The 26,162-nt window shown below is 73.4% G+C and carries 25 protein-coding genes, 1 pseudogene and 1 riboswitch; of the genes and pseudogenes, 12 read left to right on the forward strand and 14 right to left on the reverse strand.

Annotated elements, in window-relative coordinates:
* Positions 1 to 658: 658 nt before the first annotated feature.
* From ACFWB8_RS26795 to ACFWB8_RS26810, 4 genes are read right to left on the reverse strand one after another with little or no spacing between them, the layout of a single operon-like run.
* Positions 659 to 1,882: an amidohydrolase family protein gene (locus ACFWB8_RS26795; protein WP_385232192.1), complete on the reverse strand. Its 1,224-nt coding sequence runs from the start codon at positions 1,880 to 1,882 to the stop codon at positions 659 to 661.
* Entirely contained in the window at positions 1,879 to 3,171 is a 1,293-nt protein-coding gene (locus tag ACFWB8_RS26800; RefSeq protein ID WP_385232260.1) for an amidohydrolase family protein, read from the reverse strand. The genes ACFWB8_RS26795 and ACFWB8_RS26800 overlap by 4 nt, the downstream gene beginning before the upstream one ends.
* Positions 3,172 to 3,188: 17 nt before the next feature.
* Entirely contained in the window at positions 3,189 to 4,073 is an 885-nt protein-coding gene (locus ACFWB8_RS26805; protein WP_385232195.1) for an SDR family NAD(P)-dependent oxidoreductase, read from the reverse strand.
* Between the two features lies 1 nt (position 4,074).
* Positions 4,075 to 4,872 carry an acetoacetate decarboxylase family protein gene (locus ACFWB8_RS26810; RefSeq protein ID WP_385232198.1) on the reverse strand — a complete coding sequence of 266 codons (798 nt, stop codon included), beginning with the start codon at positions 4,870 to 4,872 and terminating at the stop codon, positions 4,075 to 4,077.
* Between the two features lie 141 nt (positions 4,873 to 5,013).
* Here ACFWB8_RS26810 and ACFWB8_RS26815 point away from each other — a divergent pair, with 141 nt between their 5' ends.
* The 6 genes from ACFWB8_RS26815 to ACFWB8_RS26840 all read left to right on the forward strand — a co-directional run bounded on the left by ACFWB8_RS26815 (position 5,014) and on the right by ACFWB8_RS26840 (position 11,548).
* Positions 5,014 to 5,664 (forward strand): TetR/AcrR family transcriptional regulator, encoded by a 651-nt coding sequence (locus ACFWB8_RS26815; protein ID WP_385232201.1) that lies wholly within the window; start codon positions 5,014 to 5,016, stop codon positions 5,662 to 5,664.
* Positions 5,665 to 5,777: 113 nt separating this feature from the next.
* Positions 5,778 to 8,411 (forward strand): MXAN_6230/SCO0854 family RING domain-containing protein, encoded by a 2,634-nt coding sequence (locus ACFWB8_RS26820; RefSeq protein ID WP_385232204.1) that lies wholly within the window; start codon positions 5,778 to 5,780, stop codon positions 8,409 to 8,411.
* Positions 8,412 to 8,460: 49 nt separating this feature from the next.
* Positions 8,461 to 9,438 carry a DEDDh family exonuclease gene (locus tag ACFWB8_RS26825; protein ID WP_385232207.1) on the forward strand — a complete coding sequence of 326 codons (978 nt, stop codon included), beginning with the start codon at positions 8,461 to 8,463 and terminating at the stop codon, positions 9,436 to 9,438.
* 207 nt (positions 9,439 to 9,645) lie between these two features.
* A complete protein-coding gene (locus ACFWB8_RS26830; protein ID WP_385232210.1) occupies positions 9,646 to 9,879 on the forward strand; it encodes a hypothetical protein in 234 nt (77 codons plus the stop codon).
* A gap of 108 nt (positions 9,880 to 9,987) precedes the next feature.
* Positions 9,988 to 10,782 carry an SURF1 family protein gene (locus ACFWB8_RS26835; RefSeq protein WP_385232213.1) on the forward strand — a complete coding sequence of 265 codons (795 nt, stop codon included), beginning with the start codon at positions 9,988 to 9,990 and terminating at the stop codon, positions 10,780 to 10,782.
* 10 nt (positions 10,783 to 10,792) lie between these two features.
* Complete coding sequence (locus ACFWB8_RS26840; RefSeq protein ID WP_385232216.1) at positions 10,793 to 11,548, forward strand: SDR family oxidoreductase; 756 nt, start codon at positions 10,793 to 10,795, stop codon at positions 11,546 to 11,548.
* 34 nt (positions 11,549 to 11,582) lie between these two features.
* On the opposite strand, the gene amaP is transcribed toward ACFWB8_RS26840, so the two are convergent.
* The 8 genes from amaP to ACFWB8_RS26880 form a co-directional block, all read right to left on the reverse strand.
* Positions 11,583 to 12,140, reverse strand: coding sequence for an alkaline shock response membrane anchor protein AmaP (gene amaP / locus ACFWB8_RS26845; protein ID WP_385232263.1), 558 nt, complete (start codon positions 12,138 to 12,140; stop codon positions 11,583 to 11,585).
* A gap of 5 nt (positions 12,141 to 12,145) precedes the next feature.
* Positions 12,146 to 12,691 (reverse strand): DUF6286 domain-containing protein, encoded by a 546-nt coding sequence (locus tag ACFWB8_RS26850; protein WP_385232219.1) that lies wholly within the window; start codon positions 12,689 to 12,691, stop codon positions 12,146 to 12,148.
* On the reverse strand, positions 12,688 to 13,068 hold the full coding sequence (locus ACFWB8_RS26855) for a hypothetical protein (RefSeq protein ID WP_385232222.1): 381 nt from the start codon (positions 13,066 to 13,068) through the stop codon (positions 12,688 to 12,690). Before ACFWB8_RS26855 ends, ACFWB8_RS26850 begins: the two co-directional genes overlap by 4 nt.
* Positions 13,069 to 13,075: 7 nt before the next feature.
* Entirely contained in the window at positions 13,076 to 13,267 is a 192-nt protein-coding gene (locus ACFWB8_RS26860; protein WP_385232225.1) for a hypothetical protein, read from the reverse strand.
* Between the two features lie 27 nt (positions 13,268 to 13,294).
* Complete coding sequence (locus ACFWB8_RS26865) at positions 13,295 to 13,726, reverse strand: Asp23/Gls24 family envelope stress response protein (RefSeq protein ID WP_385232228.1); 432 nt, start codon at positions 13,724 to 13,726, stop codon at positions 13,295 to 13,297.
* Positions 13,727 to 13,951: 225 nt separating this feature from the next.
* A complete protein-coding gene (locus ACFWB8_RS26870; protein ID WP_385232231.1) occupies positions 13,952 to 14,731 on the reverse strand; it encodes an enoyl-CoA hydratase/isomerase family protein in 780 nt (259 codons plus the stop codon).
* Between the two features lie 172 nt (positions 14,732 to 14,903).
* Positions 14,904 to 15,125 carry a helix-turn-helix domain-containing protein gene (locus ACFWB8_RS26875; protein WP_007263382.1) on the reverse strand — a complete coding sequence of 74 codons (222 nt, stop codon included), beginning with the start codon at positions 15,123 to 15,125 and terminating at the stop codon, positions 14,904 to 14,906.
* Between the two features lie 341 nt (positions 15,126 to 15,466).
* Entirely contained in the window at positions 15,467 to 17,065 is a 1,599-nt protein-coding gene (locus ACFWB8_RS26880) for an ABC-F family ATP-binding cassette domain-containing protein (protein WP_385232236.1), read from the reverse strand.
* Positions 17,066 to 17,325: 260 nt separating this feature from the next.
* Here ACFWB8_RS26880 and ACFWB8_RS26885 point away from each other — a divergent pair, with 260 nt between their 5' ends.
* Both ACFWB8_RS26885 and ACFWB8_RS26890 read left to right on the forward strand, forming a co-directional pair.
* Positions 17,326 to 18,219: a neutral zinc metallopeptidase gene (locus ACFWB8_RS26885; protein ID WP_385232239.1), complete on the forward strand. Its 894-nt coding sequence runs from the start codon at positions 17,326 to 17,328 to the stop codon at positions 18,217 to 18,219.
* An 85-nt stretch (positions 18,220 to 18,304) separates the two neighbouring features.
* Complete coding sequence (locus ACFWB8_RS26890) at positions 18,305 to 18,700, forward strand: VOC family protein (protein ID WP_385232242.1); 396 nt, start codon at positions 18,305 to 18,307, stop codon at positions 18,698 to 18,700.
* 56 nt (positions 18,701 to 18,756) lie between these two features.
* Here ACFWB8_RS26890 and ACFWB8_RS26895 read toward each other — a convergent pair whose 3' ends face one another.
* Both ACFWB8_RS26895 and ACFWB8_RS26900 read right to left on the reverse strand, forming a co-directional pair.
* Positions 18,757 to 20,175, reverse strand: coding sequence for a hypothetical protein (locus tag ACFWB8_RS26895; RefSeq protein WP_385232245.1), 1,419 nt, complete (start codon positions 20,173 to 20,175; stop codon positions 18,757 to 18,759).
* A 117-nt stretch (positions 20,176 to 20,292) separates the two neighbouring features.
* Positions 20,293 to 21,435, reverse strand: a complete 1,143-nt coding sequence (locus tag ACFWB8_RS26900) for an alpha/beta hydrolase family protein (protein WP_385232248.1) — start codon at positions 21,433 to 21,435, stop codon at positions 20,293 to 20,295.
* 292 nt (positions 21,436 to 21,727) lie between these two features.
* On the opposite strand from ACFWB8_RS26900, the gene ACFWB8_RS26905 reads away from it, so the two are divergent.
* The 4 genes and pseudogenes from ACFWB8_RS26905 to ACFWB8_RS26920 all read left to right on the forward strand — a co-directional run.
* Complete coding sequence (locus tag ACFWB8_RS26905) at positions 21,728 to 23,005, forward strand: anion permease (protein WP_385232251.1); 1,278 nt, start codon at positions 21,728 to 21,730, stop codon at positions 23,003 to 23,005.
* A gap of 28 nt (positions 23,006 to 23,033) precedes the next feature.
* The gene (locus ACFWB8_RS26910) at positions 23,034 to 23,255 is read left to right on the forward strand and encodes a hypothetical protein (protein ID WP_385232254.1); all 222 of its coding nucleotides are present in this window, start codon (positions 23,034 to 23,036) and stop codon (positions 23,253 to 23,255) included.
* Between the two features lie 124 nt (positions 23,256 to 23,379).
* A riboswitch (cobalamin riboswitch) is annotated at positions 23,380 to 23,523 on the forward strand.
* Positions 23,524 to 23,560: 37 nt separating this feature from the next.
* A complete protein-coding gene (locus tag ACFWB8_RS26915) occupies positions 23,561 to 24,523 on the forward strand; it encodes a cobalamin biosynthesis protein (RefSeq protein ID WP_385232257.1) in 963 nt (320 codons plus the stop codon).
* Positions 24,520 to 26,037: pseudogene (locus tag ACFWB8_RS26920) on the forward strand (cobyric acid synthase); the annotation flags it as partial. The gene ACFWB8_RS26915 and the pseudogene ACFWB8_RS26920, both read left to right, overlap by 4 nt.
* Positions 26,038 to 26,162 lie beyond the last annotated feature (125 nt).

Here is a 26,162-nt window from a genome sequence, read left to right on the forward strand (position 1 = left end):
CCTCTTACGGGTGGCGGGCACGGCCGCGGGAGCCCCGGTGAAGTCGCTCCTGGCGCGGGCGCCGGGCGCCGGCCTGACGGCGGACCCGGTGGCGCCGGCCGCGCGCTGGCGCCGCCCGGCCGAGCTGGGCGACCCGGAGGATCCGCCGCCCGGCGCAGACCCTGGCCACCCGCCCGGGCGAGGCGCCCGCCCGGCTCCCGGAGCACGAACGCCTCGCCGCCTCGCCGCCCGCCGCGAAGAAGGCGTCCGGAGTGGAACTGCACGGGCTCGAACGGCGGCCGGGCATCAGGGCGCTGACCCTGGGCAGCGACCGACAGGCCGATCAGCTCGCGGGACAGCGGTCCGTGCCGGCCCTGGAGATCCTGCAGCTGCAGAGCATGTCGTTCGATCCCTCGGGACCGCTCCGGCACGAGCGGCTGACTGACCTCGTGCTGCTCAAGTGCACCCTCGCCGCCGGGCTGGAGCCCCTGCTGGAGCTGCCCCGCCTGACCCGTCTCGCCGTGAGCCGCTCCGCCGGACCCGTCGGTCTGTCCCCGCTGGCGGCCGCGAAGGATCTCGTCGTCGAGGTGTACGGCCCGAACACGCTGCTCGGCGCCGACCTGTTCCCGCCGGAGCGGCTCGTGTACATGGGCCGAGCCGCCCCGGTCGGGGAACGGGGCTACCAGACCCGGACCGAGCCCCCGCGGGCGAAGGCCGGGCTGGTGGCCTCGGGCGGGACCGTCTTCAGGGGCTCGGCGATCTCCGTTACCGTCGGGCCGTGCTTCGCCGCCAGCGCGTCGAGCCGGGGGAGGTCGAAGCCGTAGACGCGGGCCGCGTTGCCGCCGACCATGGCGGCCACCTCCTCGCGCGGGAGGCCCGCGTAGGCGATGCGCAGGCCCTCGCGGGAGTAGGGGGTCGTGCCCTCGTCGTGGGGGTAGTCGCTGCCCCACATGATCTTGTCGAGGCCGATCCGGTCCCGCAGCGGGACCTCGTGGGGACGCATGAAGCTCGCGCCCACGAAGCAGTTGTCCCGCCAGACCTCCCCCGGGCCCTTGCCCATGGACTCGGCGAGGCCCGCGCCGAATTTGGACTCGGCCGTCGCCGAGGCCGCGACCAGGCGGCCGTGGTAGTAGTCCAGCATCTCCAGCACGCCCGGGATCCAGCCGGAGCCCTGCTCCGTCAGGACCAGCTTCAGCCCGGGATGGCGGCGAAAGGCACCGCCGAAGATGAGGTGCCACAGGGCCCGGTGCGAGAACCAGGTGGTTTCCACCATGAAGACGGCGCGGGCCGCCGGTTCGTCGCCCAGCGGCGGCGAGGCCGAGCCGCCGTGGTGGTTGACCGGGACGTCCAGCTCGTCGCACACCGCCCAGATCGGGTCGTACGCGGCCGAGTAGAGCTCCGGGACGGTGGAGCCGGGCGGGACGCCGGGCAGCAGGATGCCGCCCGTGAGGCCCGCCTCCTTCGTGCGGCGGATCTCGCGAACCGCCGCCTCCACGTCGTTGAGCAGGATCTGGACCACCCCCGCGCGGCGCCCCGGCGCGTCCGCGCAGAAGTCCGCCAGCCACCGGTTGTGGGCCTGGAGCCCGGCCCAGCGCATCGCGTACTCCGCTGCCGTCGGGGGCTGGGCCATCAGGGAGGCCTTGGGGAAGAACGGCGGGATGGTGTTGGGGAAGACGACTTCGGCGACGATGCCGTCCGCTTCCAGCTCGGAGAGCCGGCGCCCGGAGTTCCAGTTGCGGTCGGCGGTGTCCGCGAGGAGGTCCTCGTACGGGTTCACGTAGGTGGCGGCCCAGGCGTCGAAGTCGTCGTGGTACCGCTTCTCCAGGTACGGCTTGTAGTCCAGCAGGTCCGCGCCCGCGTGGCAGTCCGCCGAGATGACGGTGTAACGCTCCGGGGACGTCACGGGTTCACCCCCAGCACCGGGAAGTCGTTGTCCGTCAGCCAGTGGCGGCCCACCTCGCGCGAGCGGGCCCAGGATGCCTCCACCGCCGCCTGGTCCGCGCTCTGGCCCAGTTCGGCCGGCGTGGGGCCGATGCGGCGGGTGATCGGGGCCAGCTTCGCGGTGTCGAAGCCGAAGACGTCGGCCGCCGCCAGGCCCAGCATCCGGCGGCTCTCGCCGACCGGGATGTCGTGGAAGGTGTTCCTCAGCCAGTTGCGGGTGTCGGGCCACGTGCCCTCGGGGTGCGGGAAGTCCGAACCCCACAGGATGTTGTCCACGCCGATCTCGTAGCGCTGCGCGAGCTCCCGGCGCTTGGTGTTCGTCGCGCAGACGAAGACCTGGCGGTCCAGGTACTCGCTCGGCGGCCGCTTCAGCTCGGAGAACGGCGAGAGCTTCTTGCCGCCGTGCGCGCCGAGGTAGAGCCGGTCCATGAACCACAGTTGGTTCGGCAGCCACCAGCAGCCCGACTCGGCGACGCCGAACTTCAGGCCGGGATGCCGCTCGAAGACCCCGGACCAGAGCAGGAACCACAGCGGCCGGGCCGGCCACCAGGTGACCTCGGAGACGTAGATGCCGAGGTGGTCGCCGTACTCGTGGCGGGGCGCGGCCCCCGAGTGGGTGACGATCGGCATCGCGGTCTCGGCCGCCGCCGCCCAGACGGGGTCGTAGCGGCGGTCGTGGTACGGCGCCTTGTCCACCCACATCGAGGGGATCATCAGCGCGCCCAGCCCGGACTCCTTGGCCCGGTGGATCTCGGCGACCACCTTCGACGGCTCGCCGGTGATGGGCAGCAGGGCCACCCCGCAGTGCCGTTCGGGGTTCTGGCCCACGAATTCGGCGAGCCAGCGGTTGTGCGCCTGGGCGCCCGCCATGCCGAGCTCGGGGTCCTGGTCGCCGGAGAGCCCGAGGCCCACCCCGAAGGGGGCGGCGGTCTGGCTGTCGACGGCGTCGGCGTCCGGGAAGACGACCTCGGCGGCCACGCCGTCGCCGTCGAGTTCCTTGAGCCGCTGGGTGGTGTCCCAGCCGCCCTTGAGTCCCTCCTCGTGGTCGTGGAACCACTTGTCGGCGAAGGCCTCGTTGCGCACGCCGAGCCGGGTGGCCTCCTCGCGGCGGGCGCCCTGCTGGCCGAGGAACTCGTCGAACTCGGGGTGGAAGCGGGAGTCGAGGTAGGGGCGGTACTGCGCGGTCGGCAGGCCCGCGTGGCAGTCGGAGGAGATGATCAGATACGGGTCTTCGTATGCGGCGTCTGGCACGGTCACGGCTGAGCCCCTCAGTCGAGGATGAAGCTTTCCAGGTAGGCGGGGTTGGCGCGGTCGAGCATCGACTGCGACCGGGCGCGGATCTGCCGGTCGCTGTGCTCGCTGGCCGGGAGCATCCAGAAGCGGCCGGCGCGGATGCCGTCCACGACGTGGTCGGCGACCTCCTCGACCGGGGTGAAGTTCACCTCGTGGCCGGCCTGCTTCATCGCGGCCTCGTACTGGTCGAGGCTGCGGTACGGGGCCTTGCGCGGCTTCTCCTTCGCGTACCGCTCGGGCCGGTTGCGGTGCGACTCCCACAACCCGGTGCGCAGCATGTGCGGTCCGGGGAAGAGAACGGAGGCGCCGATGTCCGCGCCCTCCGCCTTGAGGTGGGCGTAGAGGGATTCGGTCATCGTGACCACGGCCGCCTTGGTGACGGCGTAGACGGACGCGGTGGGCAGGGGGGCGATGCCGCCGTCGCCGGAGGAGGTGTTGACGACGTGGCCGGGGCCACCGGCGGCGATCATGCGGGGGACGAAGGCCTGGATGCCGTGGAAGACGCCCCAGACGTTGACGGAGAAGGCCCACTTCCAGTCGTTGGGCTCGTGCTCCCACATCCGGCCCTCGGCGCCGGAGCCGACGCCCGCGTTGTTGCAGAGCACGTGCACGGCTCCGAAGGTCTCGTACGCGGCGTCCGCGAGGGAGATCACGGAGTCGCGCTCGCTCACGTCGACGAGCCTGGCCAGCACCTGCGCCCCGTCGGCGGTGAGTTCTTCGGCCGCCTTGCGCAGGGCGCCCTCCTCCACGTCGGCGAGGACGACCTTGAGGCCCTCGGCGGCGAAGCGGCGGGCCATGGCGAGGCCGATGCCGCTCGCGGCGCCGGTGACGACGGCCACCTGTCCCGGTTCGAGTCGCACGTCAGACGCTCCCCTCGGGCGGCCCGTCGAGGATCTGCATCGGGTCGTCGTAACGCTGGTGGATGTAGGGGAGCAGGGCCTGGGCGCTGACCCGCTCGACGACCCGGCCCTTCTGGTCGGTGGTCTTCTCGCCGATGGTGATCTCCACGATCCGGCGTACGGGGAGGTCGGCCACGGGGTCGAACATCGACTCGCGGAGCACCACGTCCCCGGTGACGTGCTCCAGCTTGCGGACCTTCTCGTTGCGCGTGCAGTGCACGAGCACCGGATCGGCGTCGAAGCCCGAACCGTCCACGGCGGGAAGGAACTTGAAGTAGAAGTCGGTCTTCACCGTCGGCTCGGGCGGCGGCAGTTCGCGGTCGACCGCCCCGCGCACCTCCACGAAGGCGATCCCGTGCCGGGCGAGGGAGGCCCGTACGACGAGCCCCTCGCGCTCCACGGTGACCTCGCCCAGCTTCTTCGGCTCGCCGAAGACCTCGCGGCCGCCGACCAGGGCGCGCTCGTGGGTCATCGGCATGACCAGCGGGTACCAGCCCTCGACGCCGTCGTGCTGGGCGGCGACCGCCACCGAGCCGGCGCCGAGCGGGTAGCCGGGCAGGTCCACCTTGCTGATGTTGGCCCGCACGAGGGGCCGTTCGGCCGGCTTGAGCGGCGGCGGCAGCACCGCCGCCACCACGTCCGGATCGCTCTCCCAGACGGCCACCACTCCGGTGGACCAGATGTCGGGGAGCTTGGAACTCTTCTCGCGCGACGCCGCGATCTCGGCCTCCGTGCGCGCTCCGTACCGTACGCGTGCCATGACTCGCACCACCCTTCTGGGGGTACCGCCCGGCGATAGCCGGGAGGAAGGTCTGTAACACAGTTACACCGACACCGATGAAGGGTAAAGACCCCTGCACTCAAGAGAACTGACGGACCGACAGAAAGGTGGGCGGATCCCATGGCCAGAACCAACCTGACCCGCGACGAGGTGCTGGACGCCGCCACGCTGCTCGTCAAACAGCACGGTCCGGCCGCCCTCACCATGCGCAAACTGGCCGCCGAGCTGGGCACGGCGGTGACCTCGATCTACTGGCACGTCGGCAACCGCGAATCCCTGCTCGACGCGCTCGTGGAGCGGACCGTGCAGGACATGGGCGCCATCCGCCCGGCCGGCCGGACCCCCGCCGAGCGGATCCTCTCGGTGGCCCGAATCCTGCGCCGGGAACTGCGGACGCGTCCGCACCTGATCGCGATGGTCCACGAACGCGGGCTCACCGAGCGGATGTTCCTGCCCTCGCAGCAGGCCCTGGTCCACGAGGTGCACGCGGCCGGGCTGCGCGGCGCCCGCGCCGCCGACGCGGTGCGCGCGATCCAGTTCCAGATCATCGGCTTCGTGCTCGTGGAGCGCAATCGCGAGCGCTCCCCCGCCCAGTCCCCCGCCGAGAGCGAGCTCTGGGACCCGGCCGGCGCCCCCCACGACCCCCCGCTCGCCCGCGCGCTGGCCCGCCCGGCGGACCCCGAACGGCTCTTCCGGCTCTCCGTACGGGCCCTGGTCGCGGCCCTGCTCCGGCCCGACGCTAATCGGTTGCCCCCGGCCGGACGCCCGTGATGGGATCAAGGCGACGGGGGCGGCTCCCCGGCGCGCATCCTTCTCCCCTTCTCTGACGAATCAGCGCGCCCACTCTCCGCCCCCGTTCTCGTACGCGGAGGGAACCCACACACATGTCTGCCATCGAGTCCGTGCTGCTGCGTCGGCTCCGGACGGTTTACGTCGACCAGGCGCCCGGCGGCGGCGCCCCCGCCCCCGGCCCCGCCCTGCGCCGACTCGAGGCGGAACTCGTGGGCCGCGGCCACACCCTGCCGCCCACGCTCTACGCCGCCCTCGCCGCGCTCCCGCCCGAGGACCTCGCGGCCGCCCACGCCCGGTTGGCCGGCCTCCTCGACTCCCTGCTCGGCGCGGACCGCACCCACGTCCCGCTCCGCCGCCGCTTTCCCGGCGTCGTGCCGCGCGACACCGAACGGCTGTACACCGACCGGGTCTTCGCCCACCTGCTGCAGCAGCCCGAGCACCCGTGCGTCCTGTGCGGCGAGGAGCGCACCGTCTTCCCGGTGGCCCCCTGCGCCCACCTCGTGTGCCGGCTGTGCTGGGACGGCGCCGACTACTCCGGCTGCCCCCTGTGCCACCGGCAGATCGATGCCGGCGACCCCTTCCTGCGGCCCGTCCGGGCCATCGGCGCCGCCAAGGCCGCCACCAAGGGCCCGCTGCGCCTGCTGCGGCACGGCACCGACCGCGCCGCCGACGCCACGCCGATCGTGGACGCGCTGCTCGCCCGGCGCACCCCGCTCTCCCCGCAGGACCGCGAGGACCTGCTCACGCTGCTGCCGCTGAGCCCGGCCGGGCGCGGGCTGCTGCCCGAGGAGATCCCGGTGCGCGAGACCAAGGCGCTGGTGCTCGCCGCGCTGTTGACCGGGGACGCGACGGGGGGCGCGACCGGGGACGGCGCCGCCGACCGGGCCGGGCTGCTCGGCCGGCTGACCACCGCCACCGACGTGCTGCGGCTGCTCGCCGTGCTGTCCGGCGGCGACGCGGGACTGTTCCCGCTGCCCCGGTTCACCACCCTCGCCCGGCCGCTGCGCCGGGAACTGCTCGGCGTGCTCGACGCGTTGACCCCGCAGTACCTCGTGGAGGACCTGCTGCGGCACCCGACCGCCTGGAAGCGCGCCGCCGAGACCCTGCACCCCTTCGAGCGCCGCGGCCGCCACCCCCGGGCCGCGCTCGCCTTCGCCGTGCTCCGGGGCACGGCCGTGACGCCCGCCACGGCGTTCGGGGCCGCGCTGCTGGAGAGCGCCGCCGCACACCCGGACGCCGTGCGCGTGGACGGCGGCCGGATCCGCCCCGCCACCTGGGCCGGGCGGCTGGAGCAGGCCCTCGCCGAGGGGGACGCGTCCGCCGCGGCCGCGCTCGCCGGGCAGCGCCCGGGTGAGCTCGTACGCCGCCTCGACCACCTGCTGCGCCTGCACCCTGGCGTAGAGCCGCTCCCCGAACTGGAGCAGGCCCTGGCCCGCGCGCTGCCCTCCGTCGGCGCGGGTCCGCTGCTGTCCGCGCTCGGGGCGCTGCGGGTGCGCGCCGAGGACCGCACCGGGTCGCGCCGGGTGTTCTTCCCGCGCGGCCAGGTCGCCTCCGCGCAGTCCGTGCCCGAGCGGCGCCCGCCGCTGCCCGCCCCGCTCGTCTCCAGCGTCGTCACGCTGCTGGAGGGCGAGGTGCTGCGCCGGTTCGCGGGCGCGCAGGGGGACCCGTACGACCTGGCCGTCCTCGACTCCGCGCTCGCGGACCTGACGGTGCCCTTCGGCGAGCGCACGGCCGCCAAGGCGCTGGTGGCGGTGCCGCGGGGCAGCGTGCAGACCCTGCCGGAGGGCGAGGTACTGCGGCTGTTCCTGCACTGGACGGAGCCGGAGGGCAACCGCACCGACCTCGACCTGTCCGTCGCCTTCTTCGACGCCGACTGGAACTTCACCGGCCTGTGCGACTACACCAGCCTCACGCACGGGCCGGACCGGGCCGCCGTGCACTCCGGCGACCTCACCTCCGCCCCGGCGCCCCGGGGGGCCACCGAGTACGTCGACCTCGACCTGCCCGCGCTCGCCCGCCACGGCGACGCGTACGCGGTCCCGTTGGTCTTCAGCTTCAACAACGTGCCCTTCGAGGAGCTCCCCGACGCCTTCGCCGGCTTCATGGCGCTGCCCGCCGGGGGCCCGCGCGACTCCTCGTACGATCCGCGCACCGTCCGCCAGCGCTTCGACCTGACGGGCGAGTCGCGGGTCTGCCTGCCGATGGTGGTGGACCTGGCCGCGCGCCGGGCCCTGTGGGCGGACGTCCATCTGCCGGCGGCCGACGAGTTCCAGAGCGTCGCCTCCGCCGGGGGCGCCCGACTGGGGGCCGTGGCCGCCGACGTCTGCGCGCACTTCGGCTCCGGCGCCCGCACGACCCTGTGGGACCTGGCGGTGTGGCGGGCCGCCGTCCGCTCCCGCGAGGTGGCCGTCGTACGCCGGGCGCCGCTGCCCGGACTGCTCGACGAGCTGTGGGTCTACCGGGCGCAGGCCTCCGAGGAGCCCGCCGGATTCGCCGCCCGGATCGCGGCCCTGGAGCCGCCGCAGGCCCGGATGCCGCGCGATGACGCCGACGCGGCCGCCGCCGAACTGGCGGCGGGCAGGCGGGTGTTCCTGGCGCTGACGCACGCGAGCGTGGCCCCCGAAGGGGCCTCGGGTACGGCGTACCGGCTCTTCCCCGGGCCGGCCGAGGCACCGGATTCCTTCGCCCGGGTGAGCGCCGGTGACCTCGTGGCGGAACTGGGCTGACAGGACATCGGGCCCCGGCTGTCGGTCCGGGCCGATATCCTCTGTGACCATGCTCGCCGACCGTACGACCCCAGAGACGACGTGGCCGACCGCCTACCCCCAGGGGTACGCGGTCGTCGACGTGGAGACCACCGGGCTCGCTCGTGACGACCGGATAGTCTCTGCCGCCGTCTACCGGCTCGACGCGCACGGCAATGTGGAGGACCACTGGTACACCCTGGTCAACCCGCAGCGGGACCCCGGACCGGTGTGGATCCACGGGCTCACCAGTGACGTGCTCGCCGATGCGCCGCTCTTCAAGGACATCGCCGAGGAGTTCGCCGGCCGCCTCGCGGACCGGGTGCTCGTCGCGCACAACGCCATCTTCGACTGGCAGATGATCGCCCGGGAGTACGCGCGGGCCGCCGAGAACGCGCCGACCCGTCAGCGGCTGTGCACCATCGCCCTGTCGAAGGAACTGCACCTTCCGCTGCCCAACCACAAGCTGGAGTCGCTCGCGGCGCACTTCGGCGTGGTCCAGCAGCGCGCGCACCACGCGCTGGACGACGCCCGGGTGCTGGCGGAAGCGTTCCGTCCGTCGCTGCACGCGGCCGCTCGGGACAACGTGCGGCTGCCGCTGCTGGAGTGCCGGCCGCTGACGGAGTGGTCGGACTCCCCCGCCGTCCCGCGCATCGGGTACCAGGCCTCGTACGGGAGCGGCAGCTGGCGGCCCTCGCGCAAGCGGCCGCCGTGCCCGCACCCGAACCCGGGGCGCTTCGAGGACGGCAAGCCGCTCAAGCAGGGCATGCGGATCGCGTTCTCCGGCGACACCTCGGTGGACCGGGAGCTGCTGGAGGACCGCGCGGTCGAGGCGGGCCTGCACATCGCGACGAGTGTGTCGCGGCTCACGAGCCTGCTGGTGACCAACGACCCGGACTCGGCGACCTCCAAGACGGTCAAGGCGAAGGCCTTCGGCACGCCGGTCGTCGACGAGGCCGCCTTCACGCAGCTGCTGCGGGACGTGGCTCCGGCGCAAGACTGCGCCTGAACCCGGGGCGGGAGGCCGGGGCGGGAGCCCGAGACGGTGGGCCCGGGGCGGTGGGCCCGGGGCGGTGGGCCTGGGGCGCGAGCCCGGGGCGGTGAGCCTGGCGTTGGCACGCGCGGCGGTCCGCTCGTTGGGCCGGCCGGGTGCAGGCGCGGCGACTCACCCCGGTGGATCTTGTTCCGGTGGGCCGCCCTGCGCAGCATGCGGCCCATGGCACGTTGCGAAGTCTGCGGAAACGATTACGGCATGTCCTTCGAGGTGCACGCGCAGGGCGCCGTGCACGTCTTCGACTGCTTCTCCTGCGCCATTCACCGCATGGCGCCCATCTGCGAGCACTGCCGGGTCCAGATCATCGGCCAGGGCGTCGAGGTCGAGGGCCAGTGGTTCTGCGGCGGGCACTGCGCCCGCGCGGAAGGGAAGGCGGGCATCATCGACCGCGTCTGACTCCCGCGCCCCCCCACGCCCCTCCCCCTCTCCCCCTCCCCGCTTCCTGCGACCCCGGACGGCCACCCGGCCGCCGGGGTCCTCGCCGCTGGGGGTACCGTCGTGGGCGTGTACCGCTTTGTGCTGACCCGGCAGTGGGTGTGCCTCACCCTCATCGGCCTCGTCCTCATCCCCGCGATGATCAAGCTGGGGTTCTGGCAGTTCCACCGCCATGAGCACCGGGTCGCGCAGAACGAGCTGATCGCTGCGAACCTGTCCGCGAAGCCGGTCCCCGTGGCCGAGATCACCGCCCCGGGCCACGAGGTCCCGCGCGCCGATTTCTGGCGCGCCGTCACCGCCACCGGCACGTACGACCCCGCGCACGAGGTCGTCGTACGGATGCGCACCTCCAACGACGACAAGGTCGGCTTCCAGGTCCTGACCCCGCTGGTGCTCGCCGACGGCCGCGTGGTGCTGGTCAACCGCGGCTGGGTGCCGGGCGGCGACGACCCGCGCGCCTACCCGCCGGTGCCGGCCGCCCCCTCGGGCGAGGTGACGGTGACCGGACGGCTGAAGGCCGACGAGACCAGCGGCGGCAGCGGCATCAAGGACCGCAAGGGCCTGCCCGACCGCCAGGTGATGCTCATCAACAGTGAGCAGCAGCAGGAGTCCCTGGGCAAGCCGGTCCTCGGCGGCTACCTGGAACTCACCGCTCCGGTCCCGTCGGACGGCAGCCCCGAGGTGGTCGCCGAGCCCGACCACGACTCGATCGGCCCGCACATGGCGTACGCCATCCAGTGGTGGCTGTTCACGCTGGGCGTTCCGGCGGGCTGGGTGGTCCTGGTCCGCCGGGAGAAGCGCGACCGCGAGGAGGCGGCGGCCAAGGAGGCCGCTGCCGCGGACCTGGAGCCGACGACCGCGTAGCGTTGGCCGCATGGATCTTGGACTGAAGGACCGCGTCTACGTCGTCACCGGCGCCACCCGGGGCCTGGGCTACGCCTCCGCCCGCGAACTGGCCGCCGACGGCGCGAAGGTGATCGTGACCGGCCGCGACGCGGAGCGCGCCGAGCGGGCCGCCGCCGAACTGGGCCCGAACGCGCTGGGCGTGGCGGCGGACAATTCCGACCCGGCGGCGGCCTCCCGGCTGATCGCCGCGGCACGCGAGCACTTCGGCCGCTTCGACGGCATCCTCATCAGCGTCGGCGGCCCGGCCCCCGGCTCCGCGCAGGACAATACCGACGAGCAGTGGACGGCCGCCTTCGAGTCGGTCTTCCTCGGGGCGGTGCGCCTCGCCCGCGCGGCGGCGGCGGAACTGGGCGAGGGCGGGGTCATCGGCTTCGTCCTGTCGGGCTCCGTCCACGAGCCGATCCCGGGCCTCACCATCTCCAACGGGCTGCGCCCCGGGCTCGCGGGCTTCGCGAAGTCCCTGTCGGTGGAGCTCGGCCCCCGCGGGATCCGGGTGGTCGGCCTGCTGCCGGCCCGCATCGACACCGACCGGGTGCGGGAGCTCGACGCCCTGTCCGGCGACGCGCGGGCAGCCCGCGCGGGGCACGAGTCCCGCATCCCGCTGCGCCGCTACGGCACCGCGGAGGAGTTCGGCCGCACGGCCGCCTTCGTGCTCTCCCCGGCGGCTTCCTACCTGACGGGCCTGATGCTCCCGGTCGACGGCGGCGCCCGGCACGGCTTCTGACGGGCCCGCGCCACCGGGCGGGGCGCAGCAGGCCTCACGTGACCCGCTGCGCCCGGTGGGAGGTCACCTCCAGGCGGGCCTCGACCGGCAGCTCGGGCAGGCCCGCCGAGGTGCGGGCGTGTTCGAGCACCGGTCCCTCCAGGGCGGCCAGCGCATCGGCCGGCACCGCGTGGGGCTCCAGCTCCAGCGCCACCCGCAGGCGCGGCGCGCCCCGGCGTCCGAGCAGCACGACCCGGCACCGCGCGACCCCGTCCAGGGCGCCCGCCTCCGCGGCCACCGCCTTCTCCAGCGCCCGGCCCCGCAGCACGGCGAACGCGCCGTCCCCGGTGTCCACCAGCGCCGCCGCCAGCCGGGGGCGTCGCAGCTGGGACAGCAGCCACCACAGCGCCAGCAGCACGCACAGCGCGAGCCCGGCCGCCACCGCCCACCACCACCAGCCCTCGGCGTGCCAGTGGTGGCGCCGCGCCTCGGCGCTCAGCAGCGGTGCGTGGCGCCCGCCGAACGGCCCGGAAGCCGTCAGCAGCAACACCCCGCCCGCCAGCAGCGCGAGCCCGCACAGCGCCAGCAGCGCCCGGTTCACGGCTCCGAGCATCCCGCTCACCGCTTGTTCCCGGCGGCGCGGTTCACCCGTACCCGGGGTTCCATCGGGTGCGCCAGCCCGAGCTCCTCGATGCCGACGGCGAGCACCGCGTCCAGGTCCGCCCGTACCTCCTCCAGCTCGCGGAAGTGCGAGGCGGCCCGGACCCCGGCGCGGCTGCGGCCCACGCGGACCCGTACCGAGCGCACCCCGGACACCTCCATGGCCCGGTCCCGCAGCACCTGCGCGGCGCCCTTGCGGTCGAGCCCGGCGCGGACCTCGGCGTCCGCGGTGCGCATCGTCAGGATCCTGCGCAGCCCCGGAGTGACGGCGAGTACGAGGAGTACGGCCCCGGCCACGGCGAGGATCCCGCCCGCGACCATCACCCAGAGGTCCGCCGGGGTGTGGCGCTCCAGCTGGTGGGCGAGTTCGCGGCGCCAGCGCATCCCGGGCCGGTGGGCCCGTACGGCGGCCAGGTCGTAGAGGAACAGGCCCGCCACCCCGAGCACGACGAGCGCGGCGAGGGCGGCCGGGATCCGCCGGGCGGAGCGGAGCCGAGCCGTCACCGCAGCCGCCGGACCCGGCCGGTGGCGGTCCCCGTCGGCGGGGCGTGGAGGTGCTCGATGTCGATGTCCACCTCGGGTACGGTCATCGCCGCGTACGCCTCGACGCGGTCGGCGACCAGCCTTCGTACGGCCGCGCACTGGGCGGCGAGGTCGCCGGGGTAGTCGAGCTCCAGGCTTACCCGTACGCGTGCGATGTCATGGTGCACGGTGACGACGGCATGCGGCGGGGGCACGCCCGTACTCCTCGCGCCGCGCTGCGCGGCGAGCGCCTCCCGGGCCGCCTGCGCGGCGATCTTGGCCACGACCCGGTCGGCGATACGGATGGCCCCCCGATCGGCGGCGGCCAACCGGGGCGGGGTGGTGCGCGGTGTGCTCATCGGGGCCTCACCTGCGCCGGTCGTCGCGGTTGCGGGGGCGGAACAGGTCGCCCGGATCCAGATCGCCGTCGAGGAACCGGCCGACGACGAAGCCGATGGCGCCGAGGGCGGCCACCAGTAGAAAGGCCCCGAATCCACCGAAGTAACCGGCGAATCCCAGTGTCATGCCGGCCAACAGGCCGGCGACCGCCATGCTCATGCGGACTCCCTTCGGCAAAAGGAACGGCTACTGGAGCCGGGATTCCGGCTCTTCGTCTTCCTCGTCCGGAAGTTTGACGTCGCTGACCGCGATGTTGACCTCGACGACCTCCAGGCCGGTCATCCGCTCCACCGCAGAGATGACGTTCTCACGGACGGCCCGGGCCACGTCCCGGATCGACACGCCGTACTCGACGATGATCTCCAGGTCCAGCGCGGTCTGGACCTCGCCGACCTCGGCCTTCACGCCCCGGCTGACGGACGCCTTGGAGCCGCCGGGGACGCGGTCGCGGACGGCGCCGAAAGTGCGGGAGAGGCCGCTGCCGCTGCCCATGGCGTGGACGCCGAGCACCTCGCGGGCGGCTAGCCCGGCGATCTTCTCGACCACTCCGTCGGCGATGGTGGTGCGGCCCCGGTCGCCGGGGTCCTTGGCGATGCTCCCTGAAACGGATTCGGTCATCGGCTGTCCCTTCGCGCGTGCGGACTCCTCCTGACCACCGTAAGTCGGCGACCGCTCGGGCGCACGGGCTACGCCGGTCGACCGGGCCCCCCGGGCTCCGCCCGGACCCGCGCCCCAATCGCCGGCGGGGCTGGATTTCAGCTGATGCCGTCCCGCGCGTGGCACGACCCAGCCCCGCCCGGGGGTCCCCCGGGCGGGGCTGGGCGAGTCTGAGTGGGAGGCGGGTCAGTCGGAGAGGCCGGCCAGGTCGCGCAGCCGGCGGGCCTGCGCCGCACGCTCGGCGGTGCGCTGCTCGTCGTACGCCCGGGACCCTGCGCCGCGCAGCAGCGACTTGGTCTCGATGACGGCGTCGCGCGGCGGAGCCAGCAGCGCGGTGGTGAGGTCCTGGACGGCGGCGTCGAGCTCCCCGGCCGGTACGACCAGGTTGGCGAGGCCGACGCGCTCGGCTTCCTCGGCATGCACGAAGCGCCCCGTCGCGCAGATCTCGAGCGCGCGGGCGTAGCCGACCAGGGAGGTCAGCGGATGGGTGCCGGCGAGGTCGGGCACCAGGCCCAGACTGGTCTCGCGCATGGCGAACTGCACGTCGTCAGCGACAACGCGCAGGTCGCACGCGAGCGCGAGCTGGAAGCCGGCACCGATCGCGTGCCCCTGCACGGCGGCGATGGAGACGACGTCGTTGCGCCGCCACCAGGTGAACGCTTCCTGGTATTCGGCGATGGTGGAGTCGAGTAGTTCGTCCGAACCGCGCGCCAGGTCAAGGAAGGAAGGCTCACCCTCGAAGCCTTCGGGAGTGAATGCCGCCCGGTCGAGCCCTGCGGAGAAGGACTTGCCCTCGCCGCGCAGCACGACGACCCGGACGGTGCCCGGCAACGACCGTCCGGCCTCCGCCAACGCCCGCCAGAGCGCGGGGGATTGAGCGTTTCGCTTGGCCGGATTGGTCAGTGTCACCGTGGCGACCGTGTCGTCGACGGTGAGCCGTACGCCGTCCTTGTCGAGCAGAGCCATCTGTGTGCCTCCGGTGTGCAGTCGGCCGCGATCTCGGCCTAAGTGACTGCACAGTAACCACCCAGCCGGCCATGGGGCCGACCGGGGGTCACCGAAGGAACCGTCGGAGCTGAAACCGCTGGAACCATGGGAACCATCGGGACTGATCGGGACCAAATGTGGAACCGGTGGGTCAGGCCGCAGCCGCCTTCTTGCCACGCGTCGCGCCACCGCGACCGCGCAGCGTGACTCCGGACTCGCTGAGCATCCGGTGGACGAATCCGTAGGACCGGCCGGTCTCTTCGGCCAGCGCCCGGATACTCGCACCGGAGTCGTACTTCTTCTTCAGGTCTGCCGCGAGCTTGTCGCGCGCGGCGCCGGTTACCCGGCTGCCCTTCTTCAGAGTCTCGGCCACCCGTGCCTCCTCATGGGAAGTGCGCTCTGGACTTCTCATGATCACCCCTCCCACGCTTCCTGGCCACCCATTCAGCAAGGTCGGTACGACGGCATTTCCCGAGGAGTGGACACGCGAGCAGAACGGAATCTCCTCTTCCGCTGCATGACCTCCGTCACACTCCTTACCGCTCGGCAGGAATCACCAGGTCAGGGGCCGGACGTCGAAAAAGAGCGACCCCGGTCACGCATCCGTGAGGATGCGGCCGGGGCCGTCGAAGAGCGTGCGGCGGTACGAGACCGTCTCACTCAGATGATGGATCACGCCTGAGCCGAATGATCCATAAGGAACTGGATCACACGTCAGGCGAGTGCCACGAGGTCCCGGTAGTCCGGGCCCCACAGGTCCTCCACGCCGTCCGGGAGCAGGATGATCCGCTCCGGCTCCAGCGCCTCCACGGCCCCCTCGTCGTGCGTGACGAGGATGACCGCGCCCTTGTAGGTGCGCAGCGCGCCCAGGATCTCCTCGCGGCTGGCCGGGTCGAGGTTGTTCGTGGGCTCGTCGAGCAGCAGCACGTTGGCGGAGGAGACGACCAGCGTGGCCAGGGCCAGGCGGGTCTTCTCGCCGCCGGAGAGCACCCCGGCCGGCTTGTCCACGTCGTCGCCGGAGAACAGGAAGGAGCCGAGGGTCTTGCGGACGGCGACCAGGTCCAGGTCCGGGGCGGAGGAACGCATGTTCTCCAGCACCGTGCGCTCGGGGTCCAGGGTCTCGTGCTCCTGGGCGTAGTAGCCGAGCTTGAGGCCGTGGCCGGGGACGACCGTGCCGGTGTCCGGCTTCTCGGTGCCCGACAGCAGGCGCAGCAGGGTGGTCTTGCCGGCGCCGTTGAGGCCCAGGATGACGACGCGGGAGCCCTTGTCGATGGCCAGGTCGACGTCGGTGAAGATCTCCAGCGAGCCGTACGACTTCGACAGGCCCTCGGCGGTCAGCGGGGTCTTCCCGCAGGGCGCCGGGTCCGGGAAGCGCAGCTTGGCGACCTTGTCGGAGACGCGGACGGCCTCCAGGCCGGCCAGCAGGCGGTCGGCGCGCTTGGCCATGTTCTGCGCGGCGACGGTCTTGGTCGCCTTGGCGCGCATCTTGTCGGCCTGGGAGTTGAGGGCCGCGGCCTTCTTCTCGGCGTTCTGGCGCTCGCGCTTGCGGCGCTTCTCGTCGGCCTCGCGCTGCTGCTGGTAGAGCTTCCAGCCCATGTTGTAGACGTCGATCTGGGCGCGGTTGGCGTCCAGGTAGAACACCTTGTTCACGACGGTCTCGACCAGGTCGACGTCGTGGGAGATCACGATGAAGCCGCCGCGGTAGTTCTTCAGGTAGTCGCGCAGCCACACGATCGAGTCGGCGTCGAGGTGGTTGGTGGGCTCGTCGAGGAGCAGGGTGTCGGCGTCCGAGAAGAGGATGCGCGCGAGCTCCACGCGGCGGCGCTGGCCGCCGGAGAGGGTGTGCAGCGGCTGGCCGAGTACCCGGTCGGGAAGGCCGAGGGCCGCGGAGATGGTCGCGGCCTCGGACTCGGCGGCGTACCCGCCCTTGGTGAGGAACTCCGTCTCCTGGCGCTCGTACTGGCGCATCGCCTTCTCACGGGTGGCGCCGGAGCCGTTGGAGATGCGCTCCTCGTTCATCCGCATCTTCTTGAGCAGGACGTCGAGGCCGCGCGCGGACAGGATCCGGTCGCTCGCCAGGACCTCGAGGTCGCCGGTGCGCGGGTCCTGCGGGAGGTAGCCGACCTCGCCGGAGCGGGCGATGGAGCCGGCGGCCGGCTGCCCCTCGCCCGCGAGGCACTTGGTGAGGGTGGTCTTGCCCGCTCCGTTGCGGCCGACCAGGCCGATGCGGTCGCCCTTGGCGATGCGGAAGGAAGCGGACTCGATGAGGACGCGGGCGCCGGCGCGCAGCTCGACGCCGGTGGCGGTGATCACGGAAATACTCCAGGGCGGGGTGGGGACGGCGGAAGGCAGGACGCGAAGCTTCGACGCCGCTAATCCGCGAGGAGATTTGCCATGAGAGTCATTCTACCGGGGGTGCGCAACTACTTTCCGGGCCGCCGGACGGCCAGCCTCCGCTCCCCCGGGTCCCCCGTTCGGCGCACGGATCACACCGGTGCGCCCGGGCGCGTATCAGGATGAACGGGTTGATACTCGCCGCAGGGGCGGCCACGTGGATTCGAGGGCGGTGCGGGATGCAGTTCGACGACAACGCCAATCTGGACACTTCCGAGGTCAAGGACGTGCGCGGCGGCGGCCGCATCCCGGGCGGGAAGGCCACGATCGGCGGCGGCATCGTCGGTCTCATCGCGCTGATCATGGGGCTGCTGTTCGGGGTGGGGCCGGAGCAGCTGGGCCTGACCGACGGCAGCTCGGAGCCCACGGCGGCCTCCTCCTCCATCGCGCAGGTGCAGCAGACCTGCAAGACCGGCAAGGACGCGAACGAGCGGGAGGACTGCCGGATGGTCGCGGTGGTCAACAGCGTCCAGGACTTCTGGAAGCAGGAATTCCAGCGGCGCCAGGGCCAGTACAGCCCGGCGCAGACGGTGTTCTTCACCGGCCGGGTGAACACGGCCTGCGGGGCGGCGACCGCTGCGGTCGGCCCCTTCTACTGCCCCGGTGACCGGCAGGTCTACCTGGACCTCGGCTTCTTCGACGACCTGCGGACGAAGTTCGGCGCCTCCGGCGGACCCTTCGCCCAGGCGTACGTGATCGCCCACGAGTACGGGCACCACATCCAGAACCTGACCGGCACCCTGCAGAGGGCCCAGGACGGGCAGCAGGGCGCGAACAGCAACGCGGTCAAGGTCGAGCTCCAGGCCGACTGCTACGCCGGGGTGTGGGCGCGCCACGCGACGACGACGCCGGACGAGTCCACGGGCCGGCCGCTGATCACCAGCCTGACGGACCAGGACATCCGGGACGGCCTGGACGCGGCGGCCGCGGTCGGCGACGACCGGATCCAGGAGAAGTTCCAGGGCCGGGTGACCCCGGAATCCTGGACCCACGGCAGCGCCGAGCAGCGCCAGCAGTGGTTCTACCAGGGTTACCGCACGGGTGACATGGCCCAGTGCAACACCTTCCGCTGACTGTCGGCGGCGCCTGCCATGCTGTGGTGCGGGTCACATGCCGACCCATTCACCGACCCGCACTGCACGAGAGGGAGTGATCGTCATGGCAGGTGTTCCGTCCATTTACCCGACGCTGCTCTACGGCGACGCCAAGGCCGCGATCCAGCAGCTGACGGAGGCCTTCGGCTTCACCCAGGTGGCGGTGTACGAGGGGGATGACGGCGCCGTGATGCACGCGGAGCTGTCGTACGGGAACGGCGCGGTGATGCTCGGCAGCAAGGGCCGGGGCGGCGCCTTCGACAAGGCCATGGAGGGCGCGGGCCCGGTGGGGGTCTACGTCGTGGTCGACGACGTGGACGCGCACCACCGCCGGGCCGTCGAGCACGGGGTGCGGATCCTGATGGAGCCGACCGACCAGGACTACGGGTCGCGGGACTACATGGCCAAGGACGCCGAGGGCAACATCTGGAGCTTCGGGACCTACGCGCCGCAGGTCTGACCGGCCCGCGGCGCTTCCGGTTCCGCTTCCGCCCCTGACTGCCCTCGTACGGGGCGCTACGCGCCGCCGGTGTGGACCTGGAAGGCCGCCCGGCGCACCGCCTTGGCGAGGGCCGGGTCGGGGTGGGCGGCGGCCAGCGCGACCAGCACCTGCACGGTGCGGGGGTGGCCCACCGCGCGGACCTCGTCCAGCAGCCGCGGGACGGTGGTCCGCACGGCCGAGTCCAGGTGGCGGGCCAGCAGGTCGGCCTCGCCGTGGTCGGCGATGGCGGCCGCGGTGTCCACCCAGAGCCAGGTCGACTCCTCGGCGGTCAGGACGTCCTGGGCCTCGTCGGGGTCCACCCCGTCGTGCTCGGCGAGCCAGAGCAGCGCGTAGGGGCGCAGCGTCGCCTCCCGCGAGGCCGCCCGCACATCGGGTTCGGCGGGGGCGCCGACCACGCGCAGGGCCTCGAAGGCCAGGCCGCGCAGCAGGGCGTCCTCGCCGCGGGCCGCGTGCAGCAGCTCGGAGACGGCGTGGCCGACCGGCCGGGCGGCGAGCCAGGCCTGGTACTCGGCGCGGGCCGGGCCCGGGGTGAGCCGGGCGCAGCCGTGCAGCATGGCGGCGGCGGACTGCTCGATGTTCCCCGCCGGGCTCTGCGCGGCGACGCAGATCTGCTCCAGCTTGACCCACACCGCCCAGCTGCCGAGCGGGGTCAGGGTGGCCTGCGCCGGGCCGAGGGTGACGGCGTCGACCGCGGCGAGTCCGCCGAGCGCCCAGCGCAGCAGGCGGGCGAGCGGCACGGGGGCCACGGCGGGCGTGGCGCCCGGCGCGGCGTCCGGCGCGGCGGTCTCGTAGGGGATCTCGCACCGTTCGTCGCGCAGTTCCTCTACGCGCTGCCCGAGCAGGTCCAGCAGGTCGGGGACGCTCACGGGTCCGGCGGACAGCTGGAGCAGGGAGAGCAGCTGGGGCATGGCCTCGACGACCTCGGCGACGACTGCGGGGGCGATGTCGGCGGGGGCCGGGTGGACCAGCGACCAGGCGTCGAAGAGGGCGACCCAGCCGCGCAGTACGGCGGTGTCGTCGCGGTCCCAGGCGCGCAGCCGCCAGCCGGGGCGGGCATGGCCGCCGTGCACCTCGACCAGGCCGGCGAGCCGGGACCGGTCCCAGCCGACCCGGATCTGGCCGTGCGTCAGGTGCAGTTCGGCGGCGGCGCGTTCGACGTCGGAGGCGGGCAGCGCGGCCGCGGGCGCGGGCCGACCACCGTCCCCGGCACCGAGGTTGAGCTCGGCCCAGCGCGCCAGCCGTACGGCGTCGGCCAGCGAGGCGCGGGCCCGGTTCGCGAGGTCGGCCGTGGCGGGGGTGCCCGCCGGAGGCCTCGGGGTGGTCCGGGTTCGCCGGTCGGTCACCGCCTTGCGGGCCGTGGCAACGGACCGGGGGGAGACGAGTCGGAGTCTGGAGTCGCGAGCCAACTGCTCATCAGGCGTTCGGGACGTCACGGAAGCAGTCTCGCCCGTCACCGGCCGAAAGCCCAAACGGAACCAGCCAGTTCCACCTGTCACCACGGGGAGGTAGTGGGACAAACCGCCCACCCTGCCTCCTGCGGCACACGGCCTTCACATGAGAGGGGTGAGGAAGCGGCGCAAGGCCTCCTCGTAACCCGCCGGGTCGGCGTTCCACATCGCCCCGTGCGCCGCCTCGCGGACGGGATGCAGGGTGACGAGGTCCGGCCGCGCGGCGGCGAGCCGGCGGGCGGGCTCCCAGGGGGCGAGCGCGTCGTCCGGGCCGTGGAAGATCAGGACGGGCACCTTCAGTGCGCCGGGGTCCGCCCCCGGCGCCCGGTGGTCGGCCCGCAGTCCGGCGTGCGCCTCGGCCGCCCGGACCGCGAAGGGCAGCAGCGCGGCCGGGGTGCGGCGGGCCGCGGCGAGCGCGCGCAGGGTGGCGTGCCAGTCGAGGACGGGCGAGTCGAGCACCAGCCCGGAGATCCGGTCGGCCAGCGCCGAGCGCTCGGCGGCCCGCAGGGCCATGGCCGCGCCGCTGGACCAGCCGTGCAGGATCACTCGGCGGGCGCCGTAGCGCAGCGCGTAGCGGATGGCGGCGTCGAGGTCGCGCCATTCCGACTCGCCGAGGTGGCCGAGGCCGTCCGGGGGGGCGGGGGCGCCGAGGTCGCCCCGGTAGGCCACGTCGAGGACGGGCAGCCGGTGGCGGTGCAGGAAGGGCATCACCACCATCGGGTGCTCGCGGGTGGCGCCGAGCCCGTGGACGGTGATCACCCAAGTGTCGCGGGCGGCGGGCACGAACCAGGCGGGCAGCGCCCCGAGCTCGCCGGGGACGTCCACGTCGGCGTGGTCGAGGCCGAGGGCGGTGCGCGGGTTGCCCAGGTGGACCTGCGGGGTCAGGGTGACGCGGGTGCCGGGGTCGAGGCTGCCGTGGGTGACGGCGAGCAGACGGCGTACGACGGTGTCGGGATCGTGCGGGGCGTCGGCGATCACCGGGCCGACGACCGCGTGCACCCCGGGCGCGGTCAGTCCGTACGTACCGGCGCGCAGGGAGGCCAGCGAGCGCGTCAGCTCGATGCGGCCGGCGGCGGTGGAGTGGACGATGAGCCGGGGCCCGCCGGGCAGGGGGCGGCCGGGCTCGGGCCGCAGCGCCGCGTCGGCGGCGTACCGGCCGGCCAAGGCGGCGGCCACGACAGCGGCCGCACCGGCACCCAGGAGGGTCGTGGTGACGGCCGCTGCCGTCGCTGTAGCGGTGCGCACCGCTCCAGTGTCGGGGCCGGGGCCACGGGGGGCCACCGGGCGCGCCACCGGAGGGTGATCTGAATCTCTTCGCGGGGCCGCACGGGGGAGCCGGGTGCCGGAAGTCCCCTGCGGAGGGTCCCGTTCACCGGGCCCTGACGTGCATTAATCGGTATATCTACGCCACTGGGGGGACAAACGTCCCGATCGCACGCCTCGGGCAGACACCGCACCGCCCATGTCAGTTCACCTTCCGTTCATCCAGGTTGCTTACGGTCCACGAGCCACTGACGTCAAACAGAAGCCTGGGTAAATGGAGCACATAACGCTTCTCCTCGGGATCGTGATCATCACCGCTCTCGTGTTCGACTTCACGAACGGTTTTCACGACACGGCCAACGCGATGGCCACCACCATCTCGACCGGCGCCCTCAAGCCCAAGACTGCGGTGGCCATGTCCGCCGTGCTGAACCTCGTCGGCGCGTTCATGTCCGTGGAGGTCGCCAAGACGATCTCCAAGGGCCTGGTCAACGAAGAGGGCATTCAGCCAGAAGTGATCTTCGCCGCCCTGGTCGGCGCGATCCTCTGGAACCTCGTCACCTGGCTCGTCGGGCTCCCCTCCAGCTCTTCCCACGCCCTCATGGGCGGTCTGATCGGTGCCGCGGTCGCCTCCGCCGGCCTCGACGCCGTCAACGGCAGCGTCGTCGTCACCAAGGTGCTCATCCCCGCGCTCGCCGCGCCCCTGGTCGCCGGAATCGCCGCGCTGCTGGCCGCCAAGATCACGTACAAGCTCGGCACCAAGGTCGGCGAGAAGACCTCCACCAAGGGCTACCGCGCCGGCCAGATCGCCTCGGCCGGTCTCGTCTCCCTCGCGCACGGCACCAACGACGCGCAGAAGACGATGGGCATCATCACCCTGGCGCTGATCGCCGGCGGTGCGCTCGCCCCCGGCTCCAACCCGCCGGTGTGGGTCATCGTCTCCGCCGGCATGGCCATCGCGATGGGCACCTACCTGGGCGGCTGGCGCATCATCCGCACCATGGGCAGCGGCCTGACCGACCTGCAGCCGCAGCAGGGCTTCGCCGCCCAGACCTCGGCCGCCAGCGTCATCCTGGCCTCCTCCAGCCTCGGCTTCTCCCTCTCCACCACCCACGCCTGCTCCGGTGCGGTCATGGGTGCGGGCCTGGGCCGCAAGGGCGGTGTGGTCCGCTGGTCCACCGCCACCCGCATGTTCATCGCCTGGGGCCTGACCCTGCCGGCCGCGGCGCTGGTCGCCTCCGGCGCCGAGCTGGTCATGCGGACCGGTGACGTCGGCGTCGCCGCCGTCGCGGTCTTCCTGGTCGCCTCCTGCTTCGCCATCTGGCTCATCTCCCGCCGCCAGGTCGTCGACCACCACAACGTCAACGACGTGGAGCCGCTCGCCGCCACCGAGGCGGAGCAGCCCGGTGTGGTCACCACCGCCATGGCCGCCGTGGCCGTCCCGCCGATCGCGGGTACGACCGCCGCGGTGACGGACGAAGACCTCAGGGCCACCATCCCGGCCTCGACGGCGACCCCCGCGACCCCTGCGGCTCCGGCCGCCGCGGTCTGACCCCGAGAACGACAGAGGAAACGGCAGTATGAAGATCGACTGGGCAGCACTCGGCTCCGTCTTCGGGGTCAGCCTCTCCGCCACCGTCGCACTCGTGGCCCTCTTCACCCTGGGTCTCGTGGGCCTCTCCAGGCACGAGTCCGCCACCGAACAGGGCGGCGCCGCCACCGTGGCCCGCAGCGGCGCGTACGCCTGCTTCGCGCTGTGCGCGGTGGCCGTGACGTACGGCATCTACCTGATCATCAGCTGAGACACCTGCGCACCACGCGTCAAGGCTCCCTCCGGGTTTGTCCCGGGGGGAGCTTTCGCATACGTCCTCGCCCGCCCCGTCGCACGCCCCGTCCCAGGTCAACGGCGAGTTGACGGGCCTTCGCGGTGCGTGGTGGACTGCCCGAGCCAATACGGCGGCATGGAGAGGAAGTCCGGTGCGAATCCGGCGCGGTCCCGCCACTGTCACCGGAGCACTCGGCCGAGTGCGATCCGGGAGCCAGGAACTCTCGTCGCCGGTCACGTCGAACCAGGGCGCGGACCCTGAGTGAGGACATACCTGCCACCATGCGTGCCGATCGCGTTTTCGCGTACGGGGCCACGGCGGGCCTGATCGGCGACCGGATCCTCGGTGATCCGCGCCGAGGGCACCCCGTGGCAGCCTTCGGACGAACCGCCGCAGCCGTCGAGCGCGCCCTGTGGCGCGACGACCGCGCCCGGGGCGTCCTGCACACCCTGGTGTGCGCCGGGGGCGCGGCCGCCGTCGGCGCGCTGGGCGCGCGGGCCGTGCGCTCCCGGCCCGCGGCCGCCCGTATCGCCCTGACCGCGGCCGCCACCTGGGCCGTCGTAGGCGGCACCTCGCTGGGCCGGGAGGCCCGCGCCATCGGCGGGGCGCTCGCCGCCGGGGACGCCGAGGTGGCCCGGGAGCGGCTGCCGCACCTGTGCGGGCGCGACCCGCAGGCCCTGGACGAGCAGCAGATGGCCCGCGCCGTCGTGGAGTCGGTCGCCGAGAACACCTCCGACGCGGTCGTCGGGGCGCTGGTGTGGGGAGCCCTCGCCGGCGTCCCCGGGCTGCTGGCCTTCCGCGCCGTGAACACCCTGGACGCGATGGTCGGCCACAAGTCGCCCCGCCACCTGCGCTACGGCTGGGCCTCCGCCCGGCTGGACGACGTCGCGGGCTGGCCGGGCGCCCGGCTGACCGCGCTCGCCGCCGTGCTGGCCGGCCCCGACCGGCGGGGGGCCGTACGGGCCTGGCGCGCGGACGCCGCCGCCCACCCGAGCCCCAACGCCGGGCCCGTGGAGGCCTCGTTCGCCGGGGCGCTCGGCGTACGGCTGGGCGGGACGCTCGCGTACGGGGGCCGGGTCGAGCACCGTGCCGTGCTGAACGGCGGGGCGGGGCGGCCCGTGGAGGTCGCGGACATCGAGCGGGCGGTACGCCTTTCGCGGCAGGTGACGTGGCTGGCGCTGGGGGCCTGCGTGGCGGCCCGGCTGCTGGTCTCCCGTACGACGAGGAAGGGGCGGCGCACATGAGCGGCGCGAGGCGCGGCGGCGGACTGCTGGTCGCGGGTACGACATCGGACGCGGGCAAGAGCGTGGTCACGGCGGGCATCTGCCGCTGGCTGGCCCGACAGGGCGTCAAGGTGGCCCCGTTCAAGGCGCAGAACATGTCGCTGAACTCGTTCGTGACGCGGGAGGGCGCCGAGATCGGGCGGGCGCAGGCGATGCAGGCGCAGGCCGCGCGCGTGGAGCCGACCGCGCTGATGAACCCGGTGCTGCTCAAACCCGGCGGAGACCGGAGCAGCCAGGTGGTGCTGCTGGGCAAGCCGGTGGGCGAGATGAGCGCCCGCGGCTACCACGGGGGGCGCCAGGAGCAGCTGCTCGGCATCGTCACGGACTGCCTGGAGCAGCTGCGGGGCACTTATGACGCCGTGATCTGCGAGGGGGCCGGGAGTCCGGCCGAGATCAACCTGCGCCGGACCGACATCGTGAACATGGGGATCGCGCGGGCCGCGCGGTTCCCCGTGGTCGTGGTCGGGGACATCGACCGGGGCGGGGTCTTCGCGTCCTTCTTCGGGACGACGGCTCTTCTGTCGCCCGAGGACCAGTCGCTGATCGCCGGGTACCTGGTGAACAAGTTCCGCGGCGACGTCTCGCTGCTGGAGCCCGGCATGGAGATGCTGCGCGGGCTCACGGGGCGCGCGACGTACGGGGTGCTGCCGTTCCAGCACGGGCTCGGCATCGACGAGGAGGACGGGCTGCGGGTCTCGCTGCGCGGCGCGGTACGGGAGTCCGTGGTCGCCCCGCCGGTCGGCGAGGACGTGCTGCGGGTCGCGGTGTGCGCGGTGCCGCTGATGTCGAACTTCACGGACGTGGACGCGCTCGCGGCGGAGCCGGGGGTCGTCGTGCGGTTCGTGGACCGGGCGGAGGAACTCGCCGACGCGGACCTGGTCGTCGTGCCCGGCACCCGGGGCACGGTCAAGGCCCTGGCCTGGCTGCGCGAGCGCGGCCTCGCGGACGCGCTGGTGCGGCGGGCCGCGCAGGGGCGGCCGGTGCTCGGAATCTGCGGCGGGTTCCAGGTGCTGGGCGAGCACATCGAGGACGAGGTCGAATCCCGGGCGGGGGCGGTGGACGGCCTCGGCCTGCTGCCGGTACGCATCCGCTTCGAGCGGGAGAAGACCCTCGCGCGGCCGGTGGGCTCGGCGCTCGGCGAGCCGGTCGAGGGGTACGAGATCCACCACGGCGTGGCCGAAGTCCTGGGCGGTACCCCGTTCCTGGACGGATGCCGGGTGGGGTCGGTGTGGGGGACGCACTGGCACGGCTCGCTGGAGTCGGACGGCTTCCGCCGGGCGTTCCTGCGCGAGGTGGCCTCGGCGGCCGGGCGCCGGTTCGTCCCGGCCCCGGACACGTCGTTCGCCGCGCTGCGGGAGGAACAGCTGGACCTGCTGGGGGACTTGATCTCGGAGCACGCCGATACGGACGCGCTGCTGCGGCTGATCGAGGGCGGGGCCCCGGCGGGCCTCCCCTTCCTCCCGCCGGGCGCCCCGTGACGGCCCGGGCCCTGCGGGGCTCTCCCCCACCCCGCCCCTTCCCGAAACCCGGGTATTCCCCGACCCGCGGGGGCCAAAAACCCCCCCGCCGGCAATAAAAAGAAGGCACAACACCCCCCCCC

Origin of the sequence: Streptomyces sp. NPDC060031 (assembly GCF_042736805.1) — a bacterium.
In the GTDB taxonomy this organism is placed as follows: Bacteria; Actinomycetota; Actinomycetes; order Streptomycetales; family Streptomycetaceae; genus Streptomyces.